Origin of the sequence: Streptomyces sp. SID13031 (assembly GCF_010548305.1) — a bacterium.
Taxonomy (GTDB): domain Bacteria; phylum Actinomycetota; class Actinomycetes; order Propionibacteriales; family Kribbellaceae; genus Kribbella.
The window spans coordinates 42,684-67,137 of the sequence record NZ_JAAGLV010000005.1 but is presented as its reverse complement, the minus strand read 5'-3'; the positions used below and the strand labels follow the sequence as shown (position 1 = coordinate 67,137).

Annotated in this window: 22 protein-coding genes; 12 read left to right on the top strand and 10 right to left on the bottom strand. The window is 68.4% G+C overall.

The annotated features are described in order from the left end of the window. Position 1: 1 nt before the first annotated feature. From G3I17_RS12315 to G3I17_RS12295, 5 genes are read left to right on the top strand one after another with little or no spacing between them, the layout of a single operon-like run. Entirely contained in the window at positions 2–955 is a 954-nt protein-coding gene (locus G3I17_RS12315; protein ID WP_164596126.1) for an ABC transporter permease, read from the top strand. Continuing rightward, a complete protein-coding gene (locus tag G3I17_RS12310) occupies positions 955–1,833 on the top strand; it encodes an ABC transporter permease (protein WP_164596125.1) in 879 nt (292 codons plus the stop codon). The genes G3I17_RS12315 and G3I17_RS12310 overlap by 1 nt, the downstream gene beginning before the upstream one ends. Next, positions 1,830–2,789, top strand: coding sequence for an ABC transporter ATP-binding protein (locus tag G3I17_RS12305; RefSeq protein ID WP_164596124.1), 960 nt, complete (start codon positions 1,830–1,832; stop codon positions 2,787–2,789). The genes G3I17_RS12310 and G3I17_RS12305 overlap by 4 nt, the downstream gene beginning before the upstream one ends. After that, complete coding sequence (locus tag G3I17_RS12300; RefSeq protein ID WP_164596123.1) at positions 2,786–3,808, top strand: oligopeptide/dipeptide ABC transporter ATP-binding protein; 1,023 nt, start codon at positions 2,786–2,788, stop codon at positions 3,806–3,808. Before G3I17_RS12305 ends, G3I17_RS12300 begins: the two co-directional genes overlap by 4 nt. Further along, a complete protein-coding gene (locus G3I17_RS12295) occupies positions 3,805–5,574 on the top strand; it encodes a gamma-glutamyltransferase family protein (RefSeq protein WP_164596122.1) in 1,770 nt (589 codons plus the stop codon). The genes G3I17_RS12300 and G3I17_RS12295 overlap by 4 nt, the downstream gene beginning before the upstream one ends. A 32-nt stretch (positions 5,575–5,606) precedes the next feature. Here the strand turns inward: G3I17_RS12295 and G3I17_RS12290 are convergent, their stop codons facing one another. From G3I17_RS12290 to G3I17_RS12280, 3 genes are all read right to left on the bottom strand, one after another. Then, positions 5,607–6,287, bottom strand: a complete 681-nt coding sequence (locus G3I17_RS12290; RefSeq protein ID WP_164596121.1) for a GntR family transcriptional regulator — start codon at positions 6,285–6,287, stop codon at positions 5,607–5,609. 212 nt (positions 6,288–6,499) lie between these two features. Beyond that, a complete protein-coding gene (locus tag G3I17_RS12285; protein ID WP_164596120.1) occupies positions 6,500–7,117 on the bottom strand; it encodes a class I SAM-dependent methyltransferase in 618 nt (205 codons plus the stop codon). A 97-nt stretch (positions 7,118–7,214) separates the two neighbouring features. After that, positions 7,215–8,996, bottom strand: coding sequence for a M1 family metallopeptidase (locus tag G3I17_RS12280; RefSeq protein ID WP_164596119.1), 1,782 nt, complete (start codon positions 8,994–8,996; stop codon positions 7,215–7,217). A gap of 134 nt (positions 8,997–9,130) precedes the next feature. Between G3I17_RS12280 and G3I17_RS12275 the strand changes: the two genes are divergently transcribed. Next, on the top strand, positions 9,131–10,684 hold the full coding sequence (locus G3I17_RS12275; RefSeq protein ID WP_164596118.1) for an adenylate/guanylate cyclase domain-containing protein: 1,554 nt from the start codon (positions 9,131–9,133) through the stop codon (positions 10,682–10,684). Here the strand turns inward: G3I17_RS12275 and G3I17_RS12270 are convergent. The 3 genes from G3I17_RS12270 to G3I17_RS12260 are packed head-to-tail and all read right to left on the bottom strand — an operon-like array spanning position 10,681 to position 12,969. Next, on the bottom strand, positions 10,681–11,391 hold the full coding sequence (locus tag G3I17_RS12270; RefSeq protein ID WP_164596117.1) for a MerR family transcriptional regulator: 711 nt from the start codon (positions 11,389–11,391) through the stop codon (positions 10,681–10,683). The two genes, G3I17_RS12275 and G3I17_RS12270, sit on opposite strands and share 4 nt — an antisense overlap. 6 nt (positions 11,392–11,397) lie before the next feature. Beyond that, positions 11,398–12,150, bottom strand: coding sequence for an SDR family oxidoreductase (locus G3I17_RS12265; protein ID WP_164596116.1), 753 nt, complete (start codon positions 12,148–12,150; stop codon positions 11,398–11,400). A 21-nt stretch (positions 12,151–12,171) separates the two neighbouring features. Further along, entirely contained in the window at positions 12,172–12,969 is a 798-nt protein-coding gene (locus G3I17_RS12260) for a GNAT family N-acetyltransferase (RefSeq protein ID WP_343238277.1), read from the bottom strand. A 123-nt stretch (positions 12,970–13,092) separates the two neighbouring features. Between G3I17_RS12260 and G3I17_RS12255 the strand changes: the two genes are divergently transcribed. Further along, entirely contained in the window at positions 13,093–13,908 is an 816-nt protein-coding gene (locus G3I17_RS12255; protein ID WP_164596115.1) for a metalloregulator ArsR/SmtB family transcription factor, read from the top strand. Positions 13,909–13,918: 10 nt separating this feature from the next. Then, positions 13,919–14,749: a helix-turn-helix transcriptional regulator gene (locus tag G3I17_RS12250; protein WP_164596114.1), complete on the top strand. Its 831-nt coding sequence runs from the start codon at positions 13,919–13,921 to the stop codon at positions 14,747–14,749. 29 nt (positions 14,750–14,778) lie between these two features. Here G3I17_RS12250 and G3I17_RS12245 read toward each other — a convergent pair whose 3' ends face one another. The 3 genes from G3I17_RS12245 to G3I17_RS12235 form a co-directional block, all read right to left on the bottom strand. Beyond that, entirely contained in the window at positions 14,779–16,893 is a 2,115-nt protein-coding gene (locus G3I17_RS12245; RefSeq protein ID WP_164596113.1) for a DEAD/DEAH box helicase, read from the bottom strand. A 152-nt stretch (positions 16,894–17,045) separates the two neighbouring features. After that, positions 17,046–17,525 (bottom strand): redox-sensitive transcriptional activator SoxR, encoded by a 480-nt coding sequence (gene soxR, locus G3I17_RS12240; protein ID WP_164596112.1) that lies wholly within the window; start codon positions 17,523–17,525, stop codon positions 17,046–17,048. Between the two features lie 50 nt (positions 17,526–17,575). After that, on the bottom strand, positions 17,576–18,853 hold the full coding sequence (locus G3I17_RS12235; RefSeq protein ID WP_343238276.1) for an MFS transporter: 1,278 nt from the start codon (positions 18,851–18,853) through the stop codon (positions 17,576–17,578). A 70-nt stretch (positions 18,854–18,923) separates the two neighbouring features. Between G3I17_RS12235 and G3I17_RS12230 the strand changes: the two genes are divergently transcribed. Beyond that, positions 18,924–19,898: a helix-turn-helix domain-containing protein gene (locus tag G3I17_RS12230; protein ID WP_164596110.1), complete on the top strand. Its 975-nt coding sequence runs from the start codon at positions 18,924–18,926 to the stop codon at positions 19,896–19,898. A gap of 36 nt (positions 19,899–19,934) precedes the next feature. Here G3I17_RS12230 and G3I17_RS12225 read toward each other — a convergent pair whose 3' ends face one another. Further along, complete coding sequence (locus G3I17_RS12225) at positions 19,935–21,062, bottom strand: Xaa-Pro peptidase family protein (RefSeq protein ID WP_164596109.1); 1,128 nt, start codon at positions 21,060–21,062, stop codon at positions 19,935–19,937. Here G3I17_RS12225 and G3I17_RS12220 point away from each other — a divergent pair. From G3I17_RS12220 to G3I17_RS12210, 3 genes are read left to right on the top strand one after another with little or no spacing between them, the layout of a single operon-like run. After that, positions 21,061–21,897, top strand: a complete 837-nt coding sequence (locus G3I17_RS12220; RefSeq protein ID WP_239062468.1) for an alpha/beta hydrolase — start codon at positions 21,061–21,063, stop codon at positions 21,895–21,897. The genes G3I17_RS12225 and G3I17_RS12220 overlap by 2 nt on opposite strands. Positions 21,898–21,906: 9 nt before the next feature. Then, on the top strand, positions 21,907–22,791 hold the full coding sequence (locus tag G3I17_RS12215) for an SDR family NAD(P)-dependent oxidoreductase (protein ID WP_164596108.1): 885 nt from the start codon (positions 21,907–21,909) through the stop codon (positions 22,789–22,791). Positions 22,792–22,846: 55 nt separating this feature from the next. Next, positions 22,847–24,451, top strand: a complete 1,605-nt coding sequence (locus tag G3I17_RS12210; RefSeq protein ID WP_164596107.1) for an AMP-binding protein — start codon at positions 22,847–22,849, stop codon at positions 24,449–24,451. Positions 24,452–24,454 lie beyond the last annotated feature (3 nt).

Genomic DNA, 24,454 nt, shown 5'->3' with positions numbered 1-24,454 from the left:
TGTGAAGCGCTATCTGCTCGGCCGGCTCTGGCAGTCGCTCGTCACGTTGCTGCTGGCAACGATCGTGGTGTTCCTCGGGGTCCGGGCGCTGCCCGGCGATCCGGCCCTCGCGCTGGCCGGGGAGGATCGCGATCCGGAGTCGTTGCGCGCGATCCGGGAGCAGTACGGTCTGGACGACTCTCTGCTCGTCCAGTTCTGGCAGTTCGTCAGTCATGCCGCTCGGGGCGATCTCGGTCGCTCGATCAGGACGGGAGAGAGCGTCGTCTCCCTGCTCTCCAGCGCTCTCCCCGTGACCATCGAGCTCTCCGCACTGGCGATCGCGATCGCCGCACTGCTCGGCGTCGGCGCCGGAGTCGTGGCCGCCGTACAGCGGGGTCGTCCAGCAGAGTGGGCCGCCAACGCCCTTGCCCTGCTGGGTTTGTCGGTGCCCAATTTCTGGCTCGGGCTGATGGCGATCCTGTATCTCTCGGTCGCTCTCGGCCTGTTCCCGGCGTCGGGTTTCGTTCCGTTCTTCAGCGATCCGATCGCCAACCTGCATCACCTGGTTCTCCCGGCGTTCATCCTAGGTACCGGCCTGGCCGCCGTGATCATGCGCCAGACCCGTTCCTCGATGCTGGACGCGCTGTCCGCCGACTACATCCGCACGGCCGAGGCGAAGGGACTGCCGCCGCGAGCGGTGATCGGCCGGCACGCGCTGCGCAACAGCCTGATCGTGGTGGTCACGATCGTCGGCCTGCAGCTCGGCGCTCTCATCTCCGGCGCCGTCGTGACCGAGCGGATCTTCGCACTGCCGGGCTTCGGCAAGCTCACCGTCGACGCCGTCTTCCAGCGTGACTACCCGGTGATCCAAGCGGTCGTACTGGTCACCGCGACGGCGTACATCGTCATCAACCTGCTCGTCGATCTCCTGTACTCCGTGATCGACCCGCGCATCCGGGTACGAGGTGAGGCGTGATGGCCGTCGCTGACCTCGCCACCGCTGCGCCAACCACCTCCCGTCGCCGCAAAGTGATCCGGCGGATGCTCCGCAACCCGCTCGCGATCGCGGGTCTCGTCGTCCTCGCCATCGCCGTCATCGCTGCCGCCTTCGCGCCCTGGCTGTCACCCCAGGAACCGACGCTGACTCACCTGGATCGCGCCTTCGCACCTCCCGGTACGGCGGGCCATCTGCTCGGCACCGACGACCTCGGCCGGGACGTGCTGTCCCGGATCATGTTCGGCCTGCGCGCCTCGCTGCACGTCGGGCTGCTCGCCGTCGCGACCTCGCTCGTGATCGGTGTACCGCTCGGGCTGATGGCCGGGTACTTCCGCGCGGTCGACGCCCTGATCTCGCGGTTCACGGATCTCGTCCTGGCGTTCCCGTTCCTGATCCTCGCGGTCGGCCTGGCCGCGATCCGCGGTGCGAGTCTAGGCAACGCGGCGATCGCGATCGGGATCGCGCAGATCCCCGGCGTGATCCGGATCGTCCGCTCGGAGACGCTGCGGCTGAAGTCTCTCGACTTCGTCGCTGCGGCGATCGTCGACGGCGCGGGCGACGTCTGGGTGCTCGGCCGGCACATCCTGCCGAACGCCGCCTCGGTGATCATCGTCCAGGCAACGGTCGCGATCCCGGCGGCCATCCTCGGCGAGGCCGTGCTCTCGTTCCTGGGGCTCGGCATCCAGCCGCCGGCGCCGAGTTTGGGCACGATGCTGTCCGACGCTCAGCAGTTCGCAACCCGCGCCCCCTGGGCCGCGGTGATGCCCGGCCTCGCGATCATGCTGCTGACGCTCGCGTTCAACATCGTCGGCGACAGCCTGCGTGACGCACTCGATCCGAAGGCGAGCCGCCGATGACCGGATCAGTTCTCGAGGTCAAGGACCTCTCCGTCACCTTCCGCACCGAGGACGGCCCGCTGTCGGCGGTCGATCGGGTCAACCTGCAGGTCGCCGACGGCGAAGTGCTGGCCATCGTCGGCGAGTCCGGCTGCGGCAAGAGCGTGACCGCGATGAGCCTGGCCGGTCTGCTCCCCCGTTCCGCGACGGTCGACGGCTCGGTCCGGCTGGACGGCGTGGAGCTCATCGGCGCGGACAAGCGGACCCTTCGCTCGATCCGCGGCCGCGAAGTCGCGTACATCTTCCAGGAGCCGATGACCTCGCTGAACCCGGTCTTCACGGTTGGCTACCAGATCAGCGAAGTGCTCCGCATCCATATCGGCCTGTCCCGGAAGGCAGCGCGAAGCCGGGCGGTCGAGCTGCTCAAACTGGTCGGCATCTCGTCGGCCGAGCGCCGGGTCGACGACTATCCGCATCAGTTGTCCGGCGGGATGCGTCAACGCGTGATGATCGCCATGGCCGTCGCCTGCGACCCCAAGGTGCTCATCGCGGACGAACCGACCACCGCGCTCGACGTGACGATCCAGGCCGGCATCCTCGACGTACTGCGGGCACTACGCGAACGGCTCGGCACGAGCGTCGTGCTGATCACCCACGACCTCGGGGTCGTCGCTGACCTCGCCGACCGAGTAGCAGTCATGTACGCCGGACGGGTGGTCGAGACCGCCGAAGTACACGAGCTGTTCGCGAAGCCTCAACACCCTTACACAGCAGGGCTCCTGGGCGCTTCGCCATCGGCAGGCCGCCATGCGGGGACCGACCGGCTCAACGAGATCCCCGGCCTCGTACCGGTCCTGGCCGAGCAACCCGACGCCTGTACCTTCGCCGACCGCTGTCCCCGAGCGATGGACATCTGTACTACGCAGCAACCCGTGCTGACCGCAGGCGTGGCCTGCTGGAACCCGGAGGGCAGATGACCGAATACGCGCTGGAGCTCGAGAACCTCGTCATGCACTTCGGGCCGGTCCGTGCCGTCGACGGCGTCTCTCTGCGGATCCCGAAAGGTTCGGTGGTCGCTCTGGTCGGAGAGAGCGGTTCCGGGAAGTCCACAGTCGGTCGCTGTATCGTCCGCTTGCTGGAACCGACCGAGGGCACGGTCCGGCTCGCCGATGCCGACATCACCCACCTCAACCGTCGCCAGCTGCGCCCGCATCGCCGGGACGTGTCGATCGTCTTCCAGGACCCAGCGGGCTCACTCGACCCACGGCTGTCGGTCGGCGACATCGTCGGCGAACCACTTCGCCTCATGCGCCAACGGGGAGCGCTCCCTGCCGAGCAGCGGAACATCCCCTCGACAGTGGCCGACGCGCTTCGTCGAGTCGGGCTCCGGCCCGAGGTCGCCCAGCGATCGCCGCACGAGCTGTCTGGCGGCCAGCGGCAACGCGTGAGTATCGCCCGGGCGTTGATCTCGTCGCCCCGGCTGTTGGTGGCTGATGAGCCGACCAGCGCGCTCGACGTGTCCGTGCAGGCGTCTGTACTCAACCTCTTGGCCGATCTGCAGCGCGACCTCGGGTTCGCCTGCCTGTTCATCACGCATGACCTGTCGGCCGTTGAGTACCTGGCCGATGAGGTTGCTGTCATGTATCTCGGTCAACTGGTCGAGCAAGGCCCGCGAGAGCGCATCTTCGGCGTACCGGCTCATCCCTACACGCAGGCGTTGTTGTCGGCGGCGCCGGTGCCGGATCCGTCCAGGCAGCGAGTGCGGCGTCCGGTACTGCTCGGGGACGACCTACCGTCAGCTATAGACCCGCCACCGGGTTGCCGGTTCCACACCAGGTGCCCAGTAGCTATCGACAAGTGCAGGAGCGTCGTACCGGAGTCCAGGGTGATCGGCGAAGGTGGGCACCAGGTCGCTTGCCACCTGGTGCAGGACGATGGCAGTGGACCCGACGTACGCGATCAAGCAGACACCACAGCACGAGGAGTTGCTCGATGACCTTCACCACCCGGCCCACTCTGCGCGGCACGTTCGGGATGGTCTCGTCCACCCATTGGCTGGCGTCACAGTCGGCCATGCGGCTACTGGAGCTCGGTGGCAACGCCTTCGACGCCGCAGCGGCCGCTGGGTTCGTGCTCCACGTCGTGGAGCCACACCTGAACGGTCCTGGGGGTGAGGTGCCGGCGATCATCGCTACGGCGGCCGACCCGACGCCACGGGTGCTATGCGGGCAGGGGGCGGCTCCGGCGGGCGCGACGATCGAGCACTTCCAGGGACTCGGGCTGTCGCTCATACCGGGCTCGGGGCCGCTGGCGGCCGCAGTACCGGGGGCTGTTGATGCCTGGTTGCTGTTGCTGCGGGACCACGGGACGCTGCCACTCCGGACAGTGCTGGAGCCGGCGATCGGGTACGCGCGCAACGGGCACCCTGTGATCGGCCGGGTCGGCGACACGGTCAACACCGTCCGGGAGCTGTTCACAGAGCACTGGCCGACCTCTGCCGAGCTGTGGTTGCAGGGCGGGAAGGCTCCGAAGACCAACGAGTTGTTCCGCAATCCGGCGTACGCAGACACGCTCGAGCGGTTGCTGGTCGCCGCCGAAGAGGCCGGTGCGGATCGCGTGGCTCAGATCGAGGGCGCTCGCCGGGCGTGGCGCGAAGGGTTCGTCGCGGAGACGATCGACAGGTTCTCGCGGTTGCCGCATCGCGATTCGAGCGGTGCCGACCATGCCGGGTTGATCACCGGTGACGACGTGGCGTCGTACGAGGCGAGCTGGGAAGAGGCGGCCACCTTCGACTGGCACGGGCATACGGTCGCCAAGACCGGTCCGTGGGGTCAGGGGCCGGCGCTGCTGCAGTCGCTGGCGGTCCTGGCCGAGTTGGGTGATCCGTCGGGGCTCGATCTGACCAGTGCTGACGGCGTTCACACGATCACGGAGATCACCAAGCTGTCCTATGCGGATCGGGAGGCTTGGTACGGCGATGGCGCCGACGTACCGCTCAAGACGCTGCTCTCACCGGGGTACGCCGCTGAGCGGGCTGCGCTGGTCGGCGCGACGGCGTCGTACGAGCTGCGGCCGGGGGGTCCTGACGGGCGTACGCCGCGGCTACCGGCGGTCGTGTCGGGGGTCGTGGGCGATGCGAGCACCGGGGAACCGACCGTGTCGTCGGATGGCGTCACGCGCGGCGACACGTGTCATGTCGACGTGATCGATCAGTGGGGCAACGTCATCTCGGCGACTCCGAGCGGCGGATGGCTGCAGTCGTCGCCGACGATCCCCGAGCTCGGCTTCTGCCTGGGCAGCCGGTTGCAGATGTTCTGGCTGGAGGAGGGACTCGCGTCATCTCTCGCGCCCGGCCTGCGGCCGCGGACCACGCTCACGCCGACGCTCGTACTACGAGATGGCGCGCCCGTACTCGCTTGTGGATCACCTGGTGGCGACCAGCAAGACCAGTGGCAGCTGCTGTTCCTCCTGCGACACCTTGCGGGCGGGCAGGACCTGCAGGAGGCGATCGATGCGCCTGCTTGGCACACCACCGCGTTCCCGTCATCCTTCTATCCCCGTGCTACCGACCCAGGCAACCTGACGATGGAGAGCCGTCTGGGCTCGACCGTCCGGGACACGTTGATCAGCAAAGGCCACCAGGTCGTCGAAACAGACCCCTGGAGCCTGGGCCGGCTCTGCGCCGTCTCCCGCACTCCAGACGGTGTCCTGGCCGCGGCCGCCAACCCCCGAGGAATGCAGGGCTACGCCACCGGCCGCTAAGTGACAAGCCCACCAGTGGTGGGCTCGTACACCTAGCGAGTCGGCGGGCCGGCTAGTGCGGCGTTTGCGGCGGCCTCTACGTGGTCGCGGGCTGCTGTCGTGGCGGCCTCGCGGTCGCCGGCGGCGATGGCGTCCACCACCCGGATGTGCTCTTTCCACGAGTGCGGCGCCCGCTGTGCGGCGCCGAGGCGGAAGACCCAGTGGACGTGGTGATACATCGCTGTCGACAGCGACGCCAACCACCGGTTGCCACTGATCTCGATGACCGCGACGTGGAGTGCGCTGTTCAGCTCGGCCACCTGATCGAAATCCTCGGCCTCGGTCGCGGCACTCGCGTCATCCAGCAGCTTCCGCAACCGCGCGACGTCTTCCGCGCTCGCCCGCTCAGCCGCGAGCCCCGCAGCAAGAGTCTCCAACTGCTCCCGTACTGCGAACAGATCCTTGATCGCCGTCTCGTCAAGCGTCGCCACCACCGCACCACGCCGCGGGAGGATCTCGACGAACCCCTCGGCCTCGACCACCCGCAACGCCTCACGCACCGGATTGCGCGACACCCCGAAGTCGTCCGCCAGCCGGTTCTCGGTCAGCCGCTCACCCTGCGCGTAGTCACCGTCGACGATCCGCCGCCGCAACTCAGCCAGAACCTGGTCCCTGAGCGCGAGGTGATCACCCCCGATCGTCCGCGCCTGATCTCCCCCGTACCGCTGATCCACCCCGAACTCCCCTCCTGGCTTGCCATGGTTCGGCAGCACCCTACCCGCCAGGCCGACCACGAGCCCGCATCCACAGCTCCGGAAGTCGGTGGCCCGCAGGGAAGCGGCTTGGCTACGTTGCGAGCCTGAACATCACGATCACCGCCCTGACCGATCTCGCTGACCAACCCTCCAGCCGCAGGCTGCCTGGCCGGCGTCCGACGCCGACGGCCTCAAGCCGAGGTGGCGATTCCGAGGCTGAGCGCCCCCATCGGCTTCGGCGCCCCCGGCTCGTAGAACTGGTCGAGCTCGACAATCTCGAATCCGGCATCCCGCACAGCGTCACCGACCTTCCTGGTGAGATGACAGCCGCCGAGCATTCGCTTGTTCATCGGCTCCAGCCTGCGCTGCCAACGCACCACCGACTCGTCGGGTGCGTGCCCGTGCTCCAGGAAATGCAGTGTGCCACCCGGCCGTAGCACGCGTCGTAGCTCCAGCAACGCGGCTTCGAGATCGGGGATCGTGCACATCGTCCAGGTCGACAGGGCAGAGTCGAAGGTGTCGTCGGGGAAAGGCAGCGCCTGCCCGTCGAGGCCTGATCGCTCCACCGGCACGTCGCTCTGCGCCACTCGTTCGGCCGCGAGCTGCCACGCCAGATCCGCGGGCTCGACAGCCCTGACGCGTGTGACCGCCGCGGGGTAGAACGGAACGTTGTGCCCGGTCCCGAAGCCTATCTCGACCACCTCGCCGACCAGATCGGCGCAGACCTGGGCACGCTTCGGCCGCGCCGACTTGGCGCCGCAGGCAACGTTGATCAGGCGGGGCAGTACCCGCTCGGTGTAAATCCCCATGACTGCCTCCGTCGTCGACGACCTCTACAGCGACAGTAGGCCGCACGGAGAACGGCTCATAGGGGCAGGCTCGGGTGAGTGGCACCCAGCCAAGCGGTCAGCGCCTGAGGATCTTGAGCACCGCGGAGATGGTGATCGGGTGGTAGCCGGGGCGCGCGGTCGCGAATACCTGGCTCGCGAACTCCCGGCCGCTCTCCGTCCTCACGAGTGCCTTGTAGACGGGCAGCACCAGCTTCATCCGTCCCACGCGGGTCAGGAAGCTGGCCAGTTCGTCGTACGCCGGGCTGTAGGTGCTCGCGGCAACGATCGAGTACCACCGGCGCGCGATCTCCCCGTTCGCAGTACCGGTGAGCGCGTACTCCCGGTCCAGTTGCTGCAACTGCTCGGCCGTCAGCACGTCGGGAGCAGCGTCCAGAAAGCGCAACCACTCCTGCGTAGTCCAATGCTTGGCACCTTCGGGCACCTGACCGGTCGAGAGCCAGCGGTCGCGGGCCCCGTCGACCACCTCGAAACGCGCAGAGACCGCTCTCTCGGCAAAGGCCGGGATGCCTGGCTCGTCCAGCCACGCGGCCACCTCCGCAGCCGTCACCACCCCCGGGCGCTGGTCCAGCAGGTGCTCGCGCAGATGCCCGGCGAAGTCCTCCGAGTTGATGCTCTGGAACGCGAACCGGTCGAAGTACCCGCGCAGGAAGGGATCGAAGACCTCCCGCGTGAACCGCCCCTCCAGCCAGGCCAGGAACCAGCGGCCCTTGAGCGGCCCCAACCCGGTCGTGCCGTGGTACTGCGACCGGTGGTTGAGCCCCGGCAGTTCCACCGCCTGCTCCGCCGCGGAGAGCGGATCCAGCTTCACGACCGTCGCGTGCTGCTTGATCGCGGTCTCCATCACCGCCAGCTCGGTGCCGTAGACGGCCTCCACGACCCGGTTCTCGACGTACTCCGTGAAGCCCTCGTTCAGCCAGATGTCGTCCCAGCTCTCTTGGGTGACGAGGTTGCCCGACCAGCTGTGCGCTAACTCGTGCGCGACCACGCTGACCAGGGACTTGTCGCCGATCACCACGGTCGGGGTGGCGAACGTCATCCGCGGGTTCTCCATCCCGCCGTACGGGAAGGACGGCGGCAGGACGAGGATGTCGTAGCGGCCCCACCGGTACGGTCCGAAGAGCGCCTCGGTGACGCGCATCATCTCTTCGGTGTCGGAGAACTCGGTCGCCGCCCGCTTGGCCATCTCGGGCTCGGCCCAGACCCCCGCGCGCGTCCCGATCGGCTCGAACACCAGGTCGCCGGCCGCGATGGCCAGCAGGTACGACGGGATCGGCTCGGGCATCACTACGTCGTACGACCCGGTACGGCGCGACTCGGTGCCGTTGTCGGCGCTCATCAGCACCATCAGCTCGGGCGGAGCCGTGACGTGCGCCGAGTAGCTGAATCGCACGCTCGGGCTGTCCTGCACAGGAACCCAGCTCCGGGCGTGGATCGCCTGGGACTGGCTGAACATGAACGGCATCATGCCGCCGGCAGTCATCGACGGCTCCAGCCACTGCAGCCCGGTGGCCGTCGGAGCGGTCCGGTAGCTCACCCGCACCCGCTCGTGCTGCCCGGTCCGGATCGTCAGCGCAGAGCCCAGCTCGTTGTCGGGGACCGACAAGCTGTACTCCAGCGGCTCCCAGTCGCCCTCCACCGTCTCGACCGCACCCTCCACGGCCAGGATCGTCAGATCCCGGGTATCGAGGACCAACCGGTCGCCCGGGCCACTCCAGGCGAGCGTGTGCGTGGCCGTGCCGGACAGCACCTTGGCGGTGAAGTCCAGGTCGAGTTCCAGCGCGAGATGGGTGGTGCGCACCAACGCCGGTTCGGCGTAGGAGTGGCGATCGTGGCTCACAGGGGCTCCCGAGGCAGAATGTCGTTCGGAGGACATTACCCACGCAATGGCTCGATGACGCGGCCGATCAGCGCCACGGGCAGCAACGTGCCAAAACCGGTTCAGACGGGCAGCACCAGCAGACTGGGGACAGCATGTCGCAGCGCCGGCCGGAGCTAGCTCTGCAGCGCAAGCCGTACGGATCCTGGCTGCTCGGCCCAGCCGGCCAGAGCCCGCGGCAGCTGCGAATCCGCGGCCAGTTGCTGCTGACCGTCTTCTCGCTAGGCACCAACATCATCGGCTCGTCGGTCGTCTTCCTGCTCAGCGTGTTCGTCCTGCCCGGCCCACCGCCCAACCACGAGCTGCAACTGGTCCGGGCGATCGTCTTCCCGGCGTACTTCCTGCTGGCGCTGCTGGTCGGCGCGATCTGGAGCACCCGGTACGCCCTTCGCGCGACCTCCTGGGTGCTGGAGGACCGGCCGGCGACCCGAAAAGAGCAGATCACCACGCTGCAGCTGCCATTGCGGCTGACCACGATCGAAGTGTTCCTCTGGCTCCTCGGGACGGTGCTGTTCAGCCTGCTCGCGCTGATCTTCCAGCCGGACAACGTGCTCCGGATCATGGTCACGATGTTCGACGGCGGCATCGTCACCTGCGCCGCGTCCTACCTGCTGACCGAGTTCGCGCTCCGGCCGGTCGCCGCGAGAGCGCTCGCTGAGCAAGCGCCACCGCGGCGGCTGCTCGCGGCCGGGTTGAAGGCGCGGACGATTTTCTTCTGGGCGGTCGGATCCGGGGTGCCCGTAGTCGGGCTGATGCTGACGGCGGCGCTGGCCCTGGTCGAGAAGGATGTCTCGTCGACCAGGCTGTCGGTGATCATCCTTGCCCTCGGCACCGTTGTGCTCGTCTGTGGCTGGCTGCTGACAGCGCTCTCTGCCCGGTCGGTGGTCGCGCCGGTTCGCTCGGTGCGCAATGCGCTCGCGGTGATCGGTGACGGGGAGCTGAACGTCCGGATCCCGGTCTTCGACGGCACCGAGCTCGGCTCGCTTCAAGCGGGCTTCAACCGGATGGCCGCCGGGTTGCGCGAGCGGGAGCGGATTCGCGATCTCTTCGGGCGATACGTCGGGCCTGAGGTCGTACGGGAGGCATTGGCCAGCGATGCGCTCGGTGGTGAGGAGCGGTTCGTCGCGGTGCTCTTCGTCGATCTGGTCGGCTCGACCGAGCTCGCCGCCGTCCGGCCGCCGACCGAGGTGGTGCAGCTGCTCAACAGGTTCTTCGAGCTCGTCGTCGACGAGGTGGATCGTCAGGGCGGTTTTGTGAACAAGTTCGCGGGCGACGCGGTGCTGGCCGTCTTCGGCGCGCCGGCCGAGCTGCCAGATCCGGCAGGGAGCGCTCTCCAGGCGGGCCGGGCGTTGGCCAGGCGACTGGCAGAAGAGTTGCCTGAGGCAACAGCTGGGATCGGGATCACCGCCGGTACGGTCGTCGCGGGCACGGTCGGCGACGTGCGCCGCCACGAGTACACCGTCATCGGCGACCCGGTGAACGAGGCCGCCCGGCTGACCGAGCTCGCCAAAGCCGTTCCCGGCCGCCTGCTCGCCTCGATGACAGCCGTCCACGAGGCCGCCCCCGTCGAAGCCGCCCACTGGAAGGCCGGCGACAAGGTCACCGTCCGAGGCCGCAACCGCCCCACCCAGCTAGCTATTCCGACCTAAACCTGCCCCGCGCTGCCCAGGTAGTCGTGGAGCATGGCAGCGCCGTGAATCATCGCCCTGGTCCGACGATCGTGGGCTGCTCGTCGCTCGGCCACGGCAGCGCGTAGCGCCTCGGTGCTTCCAGTCTGGCGGAGCCCCTCCAGCACCGGGCGGATCTGGTCGAACCCGTACCGCCCACGCCGCAGCATCGCAATGATCCGCGCATCCCGCACCTGCAGCGGCCCATACCGCCGGTACTTCGTCCCCGCCTCCCGCACCGGCATGAGCAACTCCGCCGACTCCCACACCCGCAGGGTCGACGTCCGTACGCCGAGCTGAGCCGCCAACTCCCCCACCAGCAAGGGCGGCCCACTGATCACCGGCACCCCGTCGAGGAACTCCTCGGCCGCCTCCCCCAGCGCCTCGCTCGCCACGTCAGTCGCGAGCCGCTGCTCGTGCAACGCGGCATGACTGGCATCGAGCAGCCGAAACGCCAACGCCTGGTGACCGTCGTGCACCGCTTGCATGATCGCGGTCGCTGTCCCATTTCCGAACCCGGGGGCCAGCGCGCGATACGTGAGCATCGCCTGCAGATGCACTTCGTCGTACTGGCGATAGCCCGACTCGCTCCGCGGCACCTCGGGCAGAATGCCGACCGATTCGTAGTTGCGGACCAGTTGCGTCGAGATGCCGGCGCGTCGCGCCAGATCGACCGGTCGCAGTCCCATCCGCTTCTAGCGCCCGCCGGCCACGTCGACCATCGAGCCGGTCATGTAGGACGAGCGATCCGAGGCAAGGAAGGCGATCAGCTCAGCCACCTCTTCCGCCTTGCCCGGGCGACCGAGCGGCGGGGTCGTGCCGATCCGCTCGAGCCGCCCCTCCTCGTGGATCTCGGTCTCGATCAGTCCCGGCCTGACCCCGAGCACGCGAATACCTTCCTTCGCGACCTCGTTCGCCAACCCGATCGTCATCGTGTCCACCGCGGCCTTGCTGCTCGCGTAGTCGACATACTCACCCGCCGAGCCCAGCACGGCGCCCCGCGACGACACGTTGACGATGACTCCCCCAGCCCCGCCATTCGCCGTCGACATCCGGCGTACCGCGGCACTCGCGACCAGGAACGCCCCGATCGTGTTGATCCGGAAAACCCGCTCCAACCGCGCCAGGTCGTAGTCGGCCACCCGGCCACTCGGCGAGACGACACCCGCATTGTTGACCACGGCACCGATCGCCCCGAGCTCGCCGGTCACCGCGTCGAACAGTCGCTCGATCTCCTCAGGCTCAGCCACATCAGCCTGTACGGCGTACGCCCGCCGCCCGACCTTCTCGCAAGCCGCGACAACCTGCTCGGCCGCTTCCGACCGAGTGCGGTAACTGACTCCGACATCCCAGCCATCGACCGCCAGCGCGATCGCCGCCGCCGCGCCGATGCCGCGACTTCCACCAGTGACCAGGGCGGTTCCCCGCCGCGCTCCGTTCTCAACCATGACGCCAGCCTTTCACGCCCGTCACGTCACCGCCGGCGGCCTCCCCATCCCCAGCTGGACCTCGTTGTCGGCGAACCCCAGGGACCGGTAGATCCGGATCGCGAGGTAGCCGGGATCAGCGACCATCACCAGCGTGTGCGCGCCCAACTCGTCGAACCCGTAGCGCGACGCCCGATGGACGAGCGTGCTCGCGATCCCCCGGCCCCGGTCTTCGGGATTCGTCTGTACGTGCTGGAAGCGGGCGACCCCTGACCCGTCCGACGCCAGCCCGAGCGATGCCTGCAACCGATCACCGTCGAAAGCGCCGAACCACTTCGCCTGCCCAGCCTCGCAGAGCCTTCGCTCCGCCTCGGCCCGGCGCCGGCTGAACACCCGGTACTCCTCGTCGACCTTCATCGTGGCGCACGTCAGGGAAAGCTCGAGCAGCTGCTCCCAGTCGTCGTCGCTGGTCAGGAACCGGTACTGCGAAGTGTCGTTCGGCCGGGCCGGCTCCTGAACCTCGGTCGCCGTCATCACAGTGCTGCGGTCGATCTCAAGGCCCAGCGCCTTGACCTCCTCCTCGCTGCCGACGACTCCGTCCGTCGTGTCGAGGCCCAGGGCGAGGTGCTCCGCCTCCGGGAACTCACGCCGAAACGTCTCCTGCCGCGCGACCGCGTCACCAGGCCCGAACGGAGTACGGAAGAGCAAGTAGTTGCCCCACCAGAAGGCCGGGTTGGCCGGCGTCCGGACGACGACGTAGTCGCCTTCGTCCGTCAGCACGGAGCCGCTCAGCTGCAGCAACATCAGATCGGTTCGGTAGCCGAGGCTGGTGAAGTTCACCTCTCCATCGTCAGTACGACGTCAAGACGATTTGTGCGACGGCTTCGAGCAACCCTTTGACATGCAGCTAGTTGGCTGCCTATTGTGGTTAGGCAGCCGGTTGGTTGCATGAATGGAGTGGTGATGGCTGACGAGGTGTTCCGGGCGCTGGCCGATCCGAGCCGGCGGAAGCTCCTGGACAGCCTGAACCAGCGCAACGGCCAGACGCTGAGCGAACTGTGCGCCGGGCTCGAGATGGCGCGGCAGTCGGTCAGCAAGCACCTCGCGGTGCTGGAGAGCGCGAACCTCGTCACCACGGTCCGGCGCGGCCGGGAGAAGTTGCACCACCTGAACGCCGAGCCGATCAACGCCATCGCCGACCGCTGGATCAACCGGTACGACCGCCGGCGGGCGCACCTGTTCGCCGATCTCAAAACAGCATTGGAGACAACACCAGTGAGCGACAACGACTTCGTCTACACGACCTACATCAAGACCACGCCGGAGCGGCTCTGGCAGGCGCTCACCAATCCGGCCTTCACCCAGCAGTACTGGGGTGTCCAGCACCAGACCGACTGGAAGGTCGGCTCGCCGATCGACTGGGTGATGGGCGACGTGACGATGTCCGGGCCCGGCCAGGAGGTGCTGGAGTACGACCCGTACCGGCGGTTCGCGATCACCTGGCACCACATCACGCCGGACTTCGCCAAGGCGACCGAGATGAGCGACGAACTGGCGGCCAGGACCAGCGCCGAGCCGCTCTCCCGGGCGAGCTTCGAGCTGGAACCGGACGGCGACCAGGTGAAGCTGACCGTGATCCACACCGGCTTCGAGCCCGGCAGCGAGATCCGCGCGATGATCGGCGAAGGCTGGACCCGCCTGATCTCCGACCTCAAGACCTTCGTCGAGTCGACCGAGTTCTCCGAAGCAGTGGCGTCTGAAGCCGAGAAGGTCGGCTAGCGTTGAAGGCGTGCCGAACAGCAATCGTCTAGGTGAGTACCTGCGGGCAAGGCGTGAACTCGTCCAGCCGGAGGACGTAGGCCTGCCACCCGGCGGAAGGCGCCGGGTGCACGGCCTGCGCCGGGAAGAGCTGGCGCTACTCGCCGGCATCAGCAGCGACTACTACATGCGACTCGAGCAAGGTCGCGACCTGCACCCGTCGGATCAGGTTCTCGACGCCCTGGCCAAGGTCCTCCAGTTGAGTCCCGACGCGACCGCTCATCTGCACGAACTCGCCCACCCGGTCGGCAGACGCGAGTTGGCCGGCAGCGTCGACGACGTGCCCCCGAGCCTGCTGCGGCTGATCAACAACTGGACCACGACCCCGGCGTACGTCCAGGACAAACTGCTGAACATCCTCGCGTCGAACCCGATCGCCGTCGAGCTGTCCCCCCACTACTTCGCCGGCACCAACCTGCTGCGGGAGGTCTTCCTGGATCCGTCTCAGAAGACCTTCCGGCCCGAGTGGGACCTGATCACCACGAACGGCGTCGCAGCACTGCGGGCGCAGGTCGGCTCCAACCTCGACGACCCCGATCTGGTGGCACTGGTGGACGAACTGTCAGCCGGCAGCGACCGGTTCCGCGAACTGTGGAACCGGCACGACATCGTCGCCAGGATCAGCGGTGTCAATCGCTTCGATCACCCCGACGTCGGACACCTCGACCTGCACGCCGAGAAGCTCCAGATCAACGGCCCCGAAGGCCTCACACTGTGCATCTTCCACGCCGACCCCGGCACCCCCAGCGCCGAAGGCCTGGCCCGATTGACCGCCCGCCTCATCAACACCCTCACCCACTGACGCTCCCCGACGGCTGCACCGCTTGGCAGCTACGGCCTTCGATGGATCAGCAGCGGTAGTACCGCTGCTGCGCCCGACTCCCGAAGCTTGGCGGCAGCGACCGTGATCGGCCACTGTGACGACGAGGCATCGACGACCAGCAGGACCGAGCGTTCGGTGATGGCTTGGACAGTCGCCGGGTCGACGGAAACTCCGTCTCGCCAGACCTTCGCTTCCTCGGCTGAGGAGAGGTCGTCGGTGAACGCGGAGCCGTCGACGGTCAGCTCGGCCCGTTCCAGCCGGCCGATCTCGGCCAGGTGATTGGCGACCTCGCTCACCAACTGGCGATGCCCAGCCGCCGGAAGCGTCACCACGACCTCGGGACGCCGCGACCACGCATCGCGCCATCGCGACAGGGCAGCCACACAACCCACCTTCAGCGCATCCAGGGCAGCAGGCTCCGGAGTGGAGCTGAAGACCGAACGGATCACCTCGCGCCATTCAGGCGCGTCTGCGTAAACAATGCTGCGACCTGGCTCGGCCATCAGCGCCGGCGGGATCTTTCCCTTCGCACCGAAGGCGCCACCCGGCCACATCTTCCGCGGCTCCAGGACGTGCGTCTCCCCGCGGAGCAGCCGGGTGATCGCCTGCACGGTCTCCGGGTCGGGTTTTGCGGTCAGCGGATCCGGCAGCAGGCCGAGACAGACCGAGCAACGGCCGCAGCGCTCGGCCGACGGGTCGTCCAGCGACTCCTGCAGTAGTTGCATGAGGCAACGTTCGCCGCGAGTGTAGGCGCGCATGATGTCGGCCTCGCGACGCCGTACCGAAACGATGCCGTCGTAGTGGGCCGCGTCGAAGGTCCACTCCGCGGCGGTCCGCACCCAGCCGCGCTCGACTCGCTCGACGGCGCCGTCGACAGCCAACTGCTTCAGCATCAGCTCGACGCGGCCCCGGCGCAGGCCGGTCTCCGCTTCCAGTGACGGCACGGTCGCCGGCTGGTCCGGCCCATAAGCCTCGAGCCCACGCAGCAACCTGTTCACCTGGTCCGGCTGCGGAATCGTCGCGGTGGCGAAGTAGTCCCACACGCCCGCGTCGGCATCGGACGGCAGCAACGCCACCACCGCATGGTCGATGCCACGGCCGGCCCGCCCGACCTGCTGGTAGTACGAGACCGGCGACGGCGGCGAACCCACGTGCACGACGAACCCGAGATCGGGCTTGTCGTACCCCATGCCGAGCGCCGAGGTCGCGACCAGCGCCTTCAACTCGTTGCCACGCAAGGCGTCCTCAAGCCGCTCCCGCTCCCCCGCCTCCAGCCCACCCGTGTACGCCGCGACGGGAACCGCCGCGCCATGCACCTCCTGGATCGCGGCGGCCAGCCGCTGAGCATCGGACACCGTCAACGTGTAGACGATGCCCGATCCGGGCAGCTTCGGCAGTTGGTCGACGACCCAGGCGAACCGGTCCAACGGCGACAGCGCATCGACCACGGCCAGTTGCAGGCTTGAGCGCGCCAGCGGACCTCGTAGTACCAGTGTTGACTCGCCCAGTTGATGCGCGACGTCATCGGTCACCCGCGCGTTGGCCGTCGCGGTCGTCGCGAGCACCGGGGTTTGCGGGTTGAGCTTCTGCAGCACGTCGGACACGCGCCGGTAGTCCGGCCGGAAGTCGTGCCCCCAGTCCGAGACGGCATGAGCCTCGTCGATCACCAACAGACCGATCTGGCCGGCCAGTCCGTCGAGCACGCGCCGACCGAAGCCAGGGTTGGCCAAGCGCTCCGGTGATACCAGCAGTACGTCGATCGCACCCGAGCGCAGGTCGCTCTCGATGCCGGACCAGTCGTCCACGTTCGAGGAGTTCAGGGTCGCCGCCCGCAGCCCAGCCCGCCCTGCCGCACCCACCTGGTCGCGCATCAACGACAGCAACGGCGAGACAACCAGCGTCGGCCCGGCCCCCTCGGCCCGGCGGATCGCCGTCGCCGCCCAGTACACCGCTGACTTGCCCCAGCCGGTCGCCTGGACGACCAGCACCCGAGCATTCGGCTCGCACAACGCCGCGACCGCGGTCTCTTGGTCAGCCCGAAGACTCGCGCCATCCCCAGCGATCGCGCGGATCACTCCCGCAGCAGTCGCCGCCCGCTCATCCGACAGCTCGATTTCACCCATGCCACCGACCCTAGACGCCACCACCCCCACCCCGCGCGCCCCCACCAGCCCCCTGTGGAAAACCCACCCGAGCAACCCCACCTCCCTCCCCAACCACATTCGGCGGTTAACCGCCGAAATGCCGCGGGAGGGTTGGGGCGCGCTGCGGTGGGTCAGCGGCAGCCGGCGGGGTGGCAAGGGGTGCCGGCGGGGTCTACCAGGCGTTGCGGGCCGGGACCTCGAGTGGAAAGGGTGTCGTAGGGGTTGGCCAGAGCGCAGCGGTCCAGGGAGAGGCAGCCGCAGCCTATGCAGTCTTTGAAGTCGTTGCGGAGTTGCTCGAGGTGCACGATGCGGCGGTCCAGTTCGGCTTGCCAGGACTCGGAGATGCGTTCCCAGTCCTGCCGGGTCGGGGTGCGGTTGTCCGGCAGGAGGGCGAGGATCGCGGCGACCTCGGCGAGCGGGATGCCGACGCGCTGGGCGATCCGGATCATCGCCACCCGGCGCAGGGTGTCGCGCTTGTACCGGCGCTGGTTGCCCGGCGTCCGGCGGCTGATGATCAGGTTCTGCCGCTCGTAGAAGTGCAGCGCGGAGATCGCCACCCCGCTGCGGTCGGCCAGCTGGCCGACCGTGAGCTCGCCCGGTTCGCTGTCCACTAGTCGCCCTCCGCTCGAACCTCAACCAATGTCGAGGCTAGCCGAAGGGATCACGCCACGGCGATCCGGCGTCCGATACTCGCCGACATCAACGCGGCAGCCGCACACAGCCCGCCAGCGAGGTACCAGGCCAGGTTGTAACTGCCCTGTACGTCCCGGATCATGCCCGCGCCGGTGGCCGCGATCGCCGCGCCGATCTGGTGCGAGGCGAAGACCCAGCCGAACACGATCGGCCCGTCCACCCCGAACCACTCCCGGCACAGCGCGACCGTCGGCGGCACGGTCGCCACCCAGTCGAGCCCGTAGAAGATGATGAACACCCAGACACTCGGCTGAGCAGTCGGCCCGAGCAGCGACGGCAGTACCAGCAGTGAAAGCCCGCGCAGCGAGTAGTAGGCGATCAGCAGATACCGCGGATCCCAGCGGTCCGTCAGCCACCCCGACGCGATCGTGCCCGCCACATCGAAGATCCCGACCAGGGCGAGCAACGAGGCCGCGGTGGTCGGCGGCATCCCGTGATCATGAGCAGCCGTCACGAAGTGAGTGCCGATCAAGCCGTTCGTGGACGCCCCGCAGATCGCGAATCCGCCGGCCAGCATCCAGAACGCCGGCCGATGCATAGCCATCCAAAGCGCACTCAGAGCCCGTACTCCGCTATTGCCGGTCGCCTCGACCCGCTGCCCGGCAGTGCTCCCCTCCGGAGCGCCATAAGCCCGCAACCCGACATCACTCGGGTAGTCACGCAAGAACAGCAACACCAGCGGTACTACGGCCAGCGCGGCGCCAGCCGCGACCAGTGCGGGCAGCCGCCACCCGTACGAGGTCGCCAGCCGAGCGATGAGGGGAAGAAAGACCAGCTGCCCAGTCGCACCGGCGGCGGTCAGGATGCCGGTGACCAGTCCACGGCGCTCCACAAACCAGCGTCCCGTGATCGTCGCGACGAACGTCATCGACATGGACCCGGTACCGACGCCGACGAGCAGCCCCCAACAGAGCAGCAGTTGCCAGGACGAGTTCATGAAAATGGTCAGACCACTGCCGAGCGCGATCAGTACCAGCGCGCCGCTGACCACCTTGCGCAGCCCGAGCCGGTCCATCAACGCGGCGGCGAACGGCGAGATCAGGCCGTACAGCAGCAGGTTGATCGATACCGCCGACGAGATCGTCGCGTGCGACCAGCCGAACTCCTCGTGCAACGGGTCGAGCAGCACGCTCGGTACGGACCGGAAGCCGGCAGCGCCGATCAAGGTGATGAAGCCGACGGCAGCGACGGGCCAGGCGCGGTGCAACCGCCGCCGGGCCGTCTTCTTCTCCAGAATCTCTGTCACCAGGCGAGTGTGCGGGAGAATTCTTCGCCGAACCAGTGGCCAGAACGACACCATGTGTCAAGATGTGGCCATGGGTCCCCACATCACACCGCACAAGGTCGCAGTACTGGCCCTGGAGCCCGTCGTCGGCTTCGACCTGACCATTCCCCCGACAGTGCTCCGCGAGGCCACCACGGCCGACGGCACCCACCTGTACGACGTCAAGATCTGTGGACTGCGGACAGCCCCGATCCGCGCCGGAATCGGGTTCAGCCTGATCCCCGACCACGGCCCGGAAGCGCTGGCCGAAGCAGACACGGTGATCATCCCAGGGACCTACATCCCGCAGCCGCGGCACGAAGGCACCCTGCCCGACGACCTGGCCGCAGCACTCGCCACGATCCGGCCCGGCACCAGGATCGCCTCGATCTGCACCGGGGCCTTCGTGCTCGCCGCCGCCGGTCTTCTCGATGGCCGGCCCGCGACGACGCACTGGCAGCGCGCCGACCTGTTCCGCGCGCTCTATCCGAAGGTGCTGCTCGACGAGGACCTGCTCTTCATCGACGACGGCGACATCATCACTTCGGCCGGACTAGCGGCCGGCCTGGACCTGTGCCTGCACCTGATCCGCCGCGACTTCGGCAGCGAGGTCGCCAACAAGGCCGCCCGGCACTGCGTGGTGGCGCCGTGGCGTGACGGCGGTCAATCACAGTTCATCGACCGCGTCGTACCGGACGAAGGCACCGACGGTACTGCGCCCACGCGAGCGTGGGTGCTCGAGCGACTCGATCAGGAGATCACCCTTGGTGCGATGGCCGCGCGGTCCCGGATGAGCGTGCGCACCTTCAGCCGCCGCTTCAAGGCCGAGACCGGCCAGTCGCCGGGCAACTGGCTCCTTCAGCAACGCGTCCGGCACGCCTGCCACCTCCTCGAGACGACCGACCTCTCAGTCGAGCGCATTGCCGAGGCAGCCGGCCTGGGCACAGCGGCCTCGCTCCGGCATCACCTCCGCAGCGAGGTCGGCATCCCACCACTCGCCTACCGCAAGACTTTCCGCGCCAGTTGACTCTGTGGCTATGTCTGCCCCACCGCCCCGGTCAGGTCAGAGGATCACCAGCTCGTGCGGACGCTGGTTGACCGACTCCACACCGTCTGCGGTGACGACGACGATGTCCTCGATCCGGGCGCCCCACCGACCCGGCTGGTAAATCCCCGGCTCGATGCTGAACGCCATGCCTGGTTCGAGAATCAGCGCGTTTCCACTGACAATGTACGGCTCTTCGTGCACGTCGAGCCCGATCCCATGTCCGGTCCTGTGGATAAAGAACTCACCGAACCCCGCAGCCGCGATCACCTCGCGCGCCGCGGCGTCGATCGACTCCGCGCTGACACCTGGGCGCACAGCATCGACCGCCGCTTGCTGAGCCAGCCGCAGTACTTCGTACGTCGAAGCGACATCCGCGTCACGCGGTTCGCCGACGGCGTACGTCCGGGTGGAGTCCGAGTTGTACCCCTCGGGGACCGGCCCGCCGATGTCGACCACGACAACATCGCCCGACTCGATCACACGATCCGACAGCGAGTGATGCGGGCTCGCGCCGTTCGGGCCACTTCCGACGATCACGAACTCGGCCGCGAGGTGCCCTTCCTCGACGATGGCCGCGGCGATGTCCGCGCCGACCTCCGCCTCCGTCCGCCCGGCCCGCAGCCACTCGCCGACCCGCGCGTGCACCCGATCGATCGCGGCGCCCGCCTTGCGCAGGGCATCGACCTCGGCCGCGTCCTTGCGCATCCGCAGCTCCCGCACGATCGGTCCGGCGAGCATCTGCTCCACGCCGGGCATCGCCGCCCGCATCGCGAGCACGTGCAACGCCGGGGTGAAGTCGCTGACCGCCACGCGATCGGGCTTGCCGAGCAGGTCCGCGGCCACGGCGTACGGGTCGTCGCCGTCGACCCACGTGACGATCTCGACGCCGAGCTCGGCGGTCGGGACGTCTGCGTACCCAGGCGCTTCCAGCTTCGGTACTACGAGAGCAGGCGGCCCGTCGGCGGGGATGACGAGGGTGGTGAGGCGTTCGTGCGAACCGCCTTCACGGCCGAGCAGGTACCGCAGATCGGAGCCCGGGGCGATCAGCAACCCGGTGCCGGCGGCGGCTTCTCGGGCGCGCTCCAACCGGGCGCGCAGTACGGCGGAATCTGTCGGAGGCAGGTGCGAGGATCGACGTGACATGGGTTCGACGGTACTGCGAGAGGGCATCACGATGGCGCTTCACCACGTCACCTACGGCGAAGGCACCCCGGTGCTCGCGCTGCACGGCTGGACCCCCGACCACCGGTTGATGACCGGTTGCCTGGAGCCGATCTTCGCGGACCGTCCCGGCTACCGGCGGCTCTACCCGGACCTCCCCGCGATGGGCCAGAGCCCAGCCGGCGACATCGACAGCTCCGACGGCATCATGGCCGCGCTGCGGGAGTTCATCGACGACGAGATCGGCGCCGAGCCCTTCGTCCTGATCGGCGAGTCGTACGGTGGTTACCTGGCGCGTGGCCTGGTCGCCGAACGGCCCGGCCAGATCCTCGGTCTCGGGCTCATCTGCCCGATCGGGGTCGCCCTGGAGCAGGCCGACCGGACCGTGCCCGACCACGTCACGCTGGAGTGCGACCCGGCCGTCGTCGCGACCCTCACCCCAGAGCAGGTCGAGGAATTCGCCGGGATGGCCGTGCTGCAGACGGCGGACACACTCAGGCGGTACCAACGAGACGTCGAGCCAGGGCTGAACGCGGCCGACGTCGAGGCGATGGACCGCATCCGCAAGAGCTGGGCGCTCACGATCGCGCCCGAGAGCGGCCCGATCTACACCCGCCCCTCGCTCATCCTCTGCGGCCACCAGGACTCCATCACCGGGTTCGAGGATCAGTACTCGCTGCTCCCCCACTACCCCCGCGCCTCGTACGCCGTGCTCGACCGCGCGGGCCACAATCTCCAGTTCGAGCAACCCGCGCTGTTCGCGGTCCTGATCGCCGACTGGCTGGAGCGGATCGCCAGCGCGCCTACCAGTCGGTAATGTCGAGGTATGGAGACCGGGAAGCGTCCGTTCGGCTGGCCCCTGCTCGTCGCGTTGACCAACGGGCGATCCAGGATCCCCGACGACCGGCTGGAGTTCGCCGTCCGCGGCAAGGTCGTGCTGGTGACGGGCTCGTCGTACGGGATCGGCGAGGCGACCGCCAAGCGGCTGGCGCGCGCCGGTGCGACCGTGCTGCTCCTGGCGCGGACGGCCGAGCAGCTCGAGATCGTCGCCGAAGAGATCCGGGCAGCCGGTGGCAAGGCCTTCGTCTACCCGGCGAACCTGGCCGACCCGGCAGCGATCGAGGCAGTCGTGGCGAAGGTGCTGGCCGAGCACGGGCACGTCGACGTGCTGGTCAGCAACGCAGGTAAGTCGATCCGGCGATCGGTCGCGGACTCCTACCAGCGCTTCCACGACATCGAGCGGACGAACTCGGTCAACTACCTCGGCCCGGCCAAGCTCGTCCTGGAGCTGTTGCCGTCCATGCGCGAGCGCGGCTCCGGCCACATCGTGAACGTGTCGACCGCCGGAGTGCGGACTCCACCACTCGCCCGCTGGTCGGCGTACCTGGCGTCGAAGAGTGCGTTCGACATGTGGTTGCGGTGCGTTTCGCAGGAGGTGCGCGACGACGGGGTGACCACCTCGACCGTCTACATGGGGCTGGTCCACACCCGGATGAGCTCACCGACACCCGAGCTGAACAGCCTGCCCGGTTTGAGTCCGGAGCAGGCCGCCGATCAGGTCTGCTCCGCCGTCGCCGACCGGCCGCACAACATCACGCCGCCGTTCGTCCGGCCGGCCGACGCCTTGGGCAACCTCTTCCGGGTGCCGACCGACCGGCTGTTCGAGCAGTACTTCCGGCTGACGAACCGGGCCCGCAAGGACGACCAGTGACGACCCGGGCCGACTGATGAGACCGCGGCGGTTGGCACCACGACCGATCGGGCCGATGCGACCGCCCGATTGGCTGGTGCACGCCGCCGGTGAGCTCAGCGGCGTCTCGGTCGCCCTGATCAAGTCAGGCGTGTGGCGTTCAGCGCGGCCGGCGCACCTGGTGCCGATCGAGCGGGCGTTGCGCCAGTGGGGTCAGTCGATGGCGGCGCTCGGCGCGATCGCCGCGATCCGGTTTCCCGACCAGCCCGCGGTGATCGACGAGCGCGGCACGATCAGCTACCGCGAACTGGATCGACGGTGTTCGCGCCAGGCGGCCGCGCTGCGGGCGCAGTACGGGATTGTTGCCGGGAGCAAGGTTGCGGTGCTGTGCCGCAATCATCGGTGGTTCCTCGAGGCGACCCTGGCTGCCTCGCGACTGGGCGCCGATGTCTTGTTCGTCAACACCGAGTTCGCGCCGCCGCAGCTCAAGAGTGTGCTGGAGCGGCACCGGCCGGATCTCCTGATCCACGATGAGGAGTTCGCCGACGCAGTGGGCGACCTGCCGAGCGTGGTGGCTTGGGGCAATGGCGAGGTGACGCTCGACCAACTCGCCGACAGTGATGCACCGGAGGCGCCGAGACCCGACAAGCCCGGTCACATCACCATTCTCACCTCTGGGACCACGGGCGCTCCCAAGGCAGCCCCGAGAGCACCGACCGCGTGGGGTCTGGCCGGCCTCACCGCGAGCACGCTCAACCGGATCGGATTGCGCGCCGGTGAGCCGATGGTGATCTGCCCGCCGCTGTTCCACGGGCTGGGTCTGCTGAACTCGATGCTCGCGTTGTTCCTCGGCTCCCCGCTGGTCCTGGCCCGCCGGTACGACGCGGCCGCGGTGCTCGCGTCGGTCGACACCAACCGGGCCGGCGCGATCGTCGCAGTACCGGTGATGTTGCAGCGGATGCTCGACGTCGGACCGGCCGCGATCGCCGAGCATGATCTGCGCTCTCTTCGGGCGGTGATCTCGGGCGCAGCCGCCTTGGGACCGGCACTGGCCGAGCGGTTCATCGCGCAGTTCGGTCCGGTGCTGTGTGATGCCTATGGGTCCAGTGAGATCGGAATCGCGACGATGGCGACCTCGCGCGATCTGATCGAGGCGCCGGGCACCGTCGGGCGGCCCTGCCTCGGGAGTACGGTGCGGATCCTCGGCGATGACGACCAGCCGGTCGCGACCGGAGTGACCGGCCGGATCTTCGCGGGTGGCGGGCTCGTCTTCGGCGGCTACTCGGACGGCAGCAGCAAGACGGTCGTCGACGGGCGGATGAGCACGGGCGACCTGGGGCATCTCGACGCCGCCGGGCGGTTGTTCGTGGACGGTCGCGAGGACGACATGATCGTGTCGGGTGGCGAGAACGTGTACCCGGTCGAGGTCGAGGACTGCTTGATGAGTCACCCGCACGTCGTCGAGGCGGTGGTGGTCGGCGTACCGGATGAGGAGTTCGGTCAGCGCCTGGTCGCGTACGTCGTACCGAACGCAGAGGTGACCGAGGACGAGCTGATCCAGCACGTCCGCGCCAACCTCGCGCGGTACAAGGCGCCCCGCAAGGTCGTGCTCGTGGAGGACCTCCCCCGCAACGCGACGGGGAAGATCCTCCGCAACAAACTCGGCGAGCAGGAGAGCTGAGCG

Coding starts and splice junctions, on each gene's coding strand:
- G3I17_RS12310 (WP_164596125.1), top strand. CDS start 955: ATGGCCGTCGCTGACCTCGCCACCGCTGCGCCAACCACCTCCCGTCGC.
- G3I17_RS12305 (WP_164596124.1), top strand. CDS start 1,830: ATGACCGGATCAGTTCTCGAGGTCAAGGACCTCTCCGTCACCTTCCGC.
- G3I17_RS12300 (WP_164596123.1), top strand. CDS start 2,786: ATGACCGAATACGCGCTGGAGCTCGAGAACCTCGTCATGCACTTCGGG.
- G3I17_RS12295 (WP_164596122.1), top strand. CDS start 3,805: ATGACCTTCACCACCCGGCCCACTCTGCGCGGCACGTTCGGGATGGTC.
- G3I17_RS12285 (WP_164596120.1), bottom strand. CDS start 7,117: ATGGGGATTTACACCGAGCGGGTACTGCCCCGCCTGATCAACGTTGCC.
- G3I17_RS12275 (WP_164596118.1), top strand. CDS start 9,131: ATGTCGCAGCGCCGGCCGGAGCTAGCTCTGCAGCGCAAGCCGTACGGA.
- G3I17_RS12270 (WP_164596117.1), bottom strand. CDS start 11,391: ATGGGACTGCGACCGGTCGATCTGGCGCGACGCGCCGGCATCTCGACG.
- G3I17_RS12265 (WP_164596116.1), bottom strand. CDS start 12,150: ATGGTTGAGAACGGAGCGCGGCGGGGAACCGCCCTGGTCACTGGTGGA.
- G3I17_RS12255 (WP_164596115.1), top strand. CDS start 13,093: ATGGCTGACGAGGTGTTCCGGGCGCTGGCCGATCCGAGCCGGCGGAAG.
- G3I17_RS12245 (WP_164596113.1), bottom strand. CDS start 16,893: ATGGGTGAAATCGAGCTGTCGGATGAGCGGGCGGCGACTGCTGCGGGA.
- G3I17_RS12230 (WP_164596110.1), top strand. CDS start 18,924: ATGGGTCCCCACATCACACCGCACAAGGTCGCAGTACTGGCCCTGGAG.
- G3I17_RS12220 (WP_239062468.1), top strand. CDS start 21,061: ATGGGTTCGACGGTACTGCGAGAGGGCATCACGATGGCGCTTCACCAC.
- G3I17_RS12225 (WP_164596109.1), bottom strand. CDS start 21,062: ATGTCACGTCGATCCTCGCACCTGCCTCCGACAGATTCCGCCGTACTG.
- G3I17_RS12215 (WP_164596108.1), top strand. CDS start 21,907: ATGGAGACCGGGAAGCGTCCGTTCGGCTGGCCCCTGCTCGTCGCGTTG.
- G3I17_RS12210 (WP_164596107.1), top strand. CDS start 22,847: ATGCGACCGCCCGATTGGCTGGTGCACGCCGCCGGTGAGCTCAGCGGC.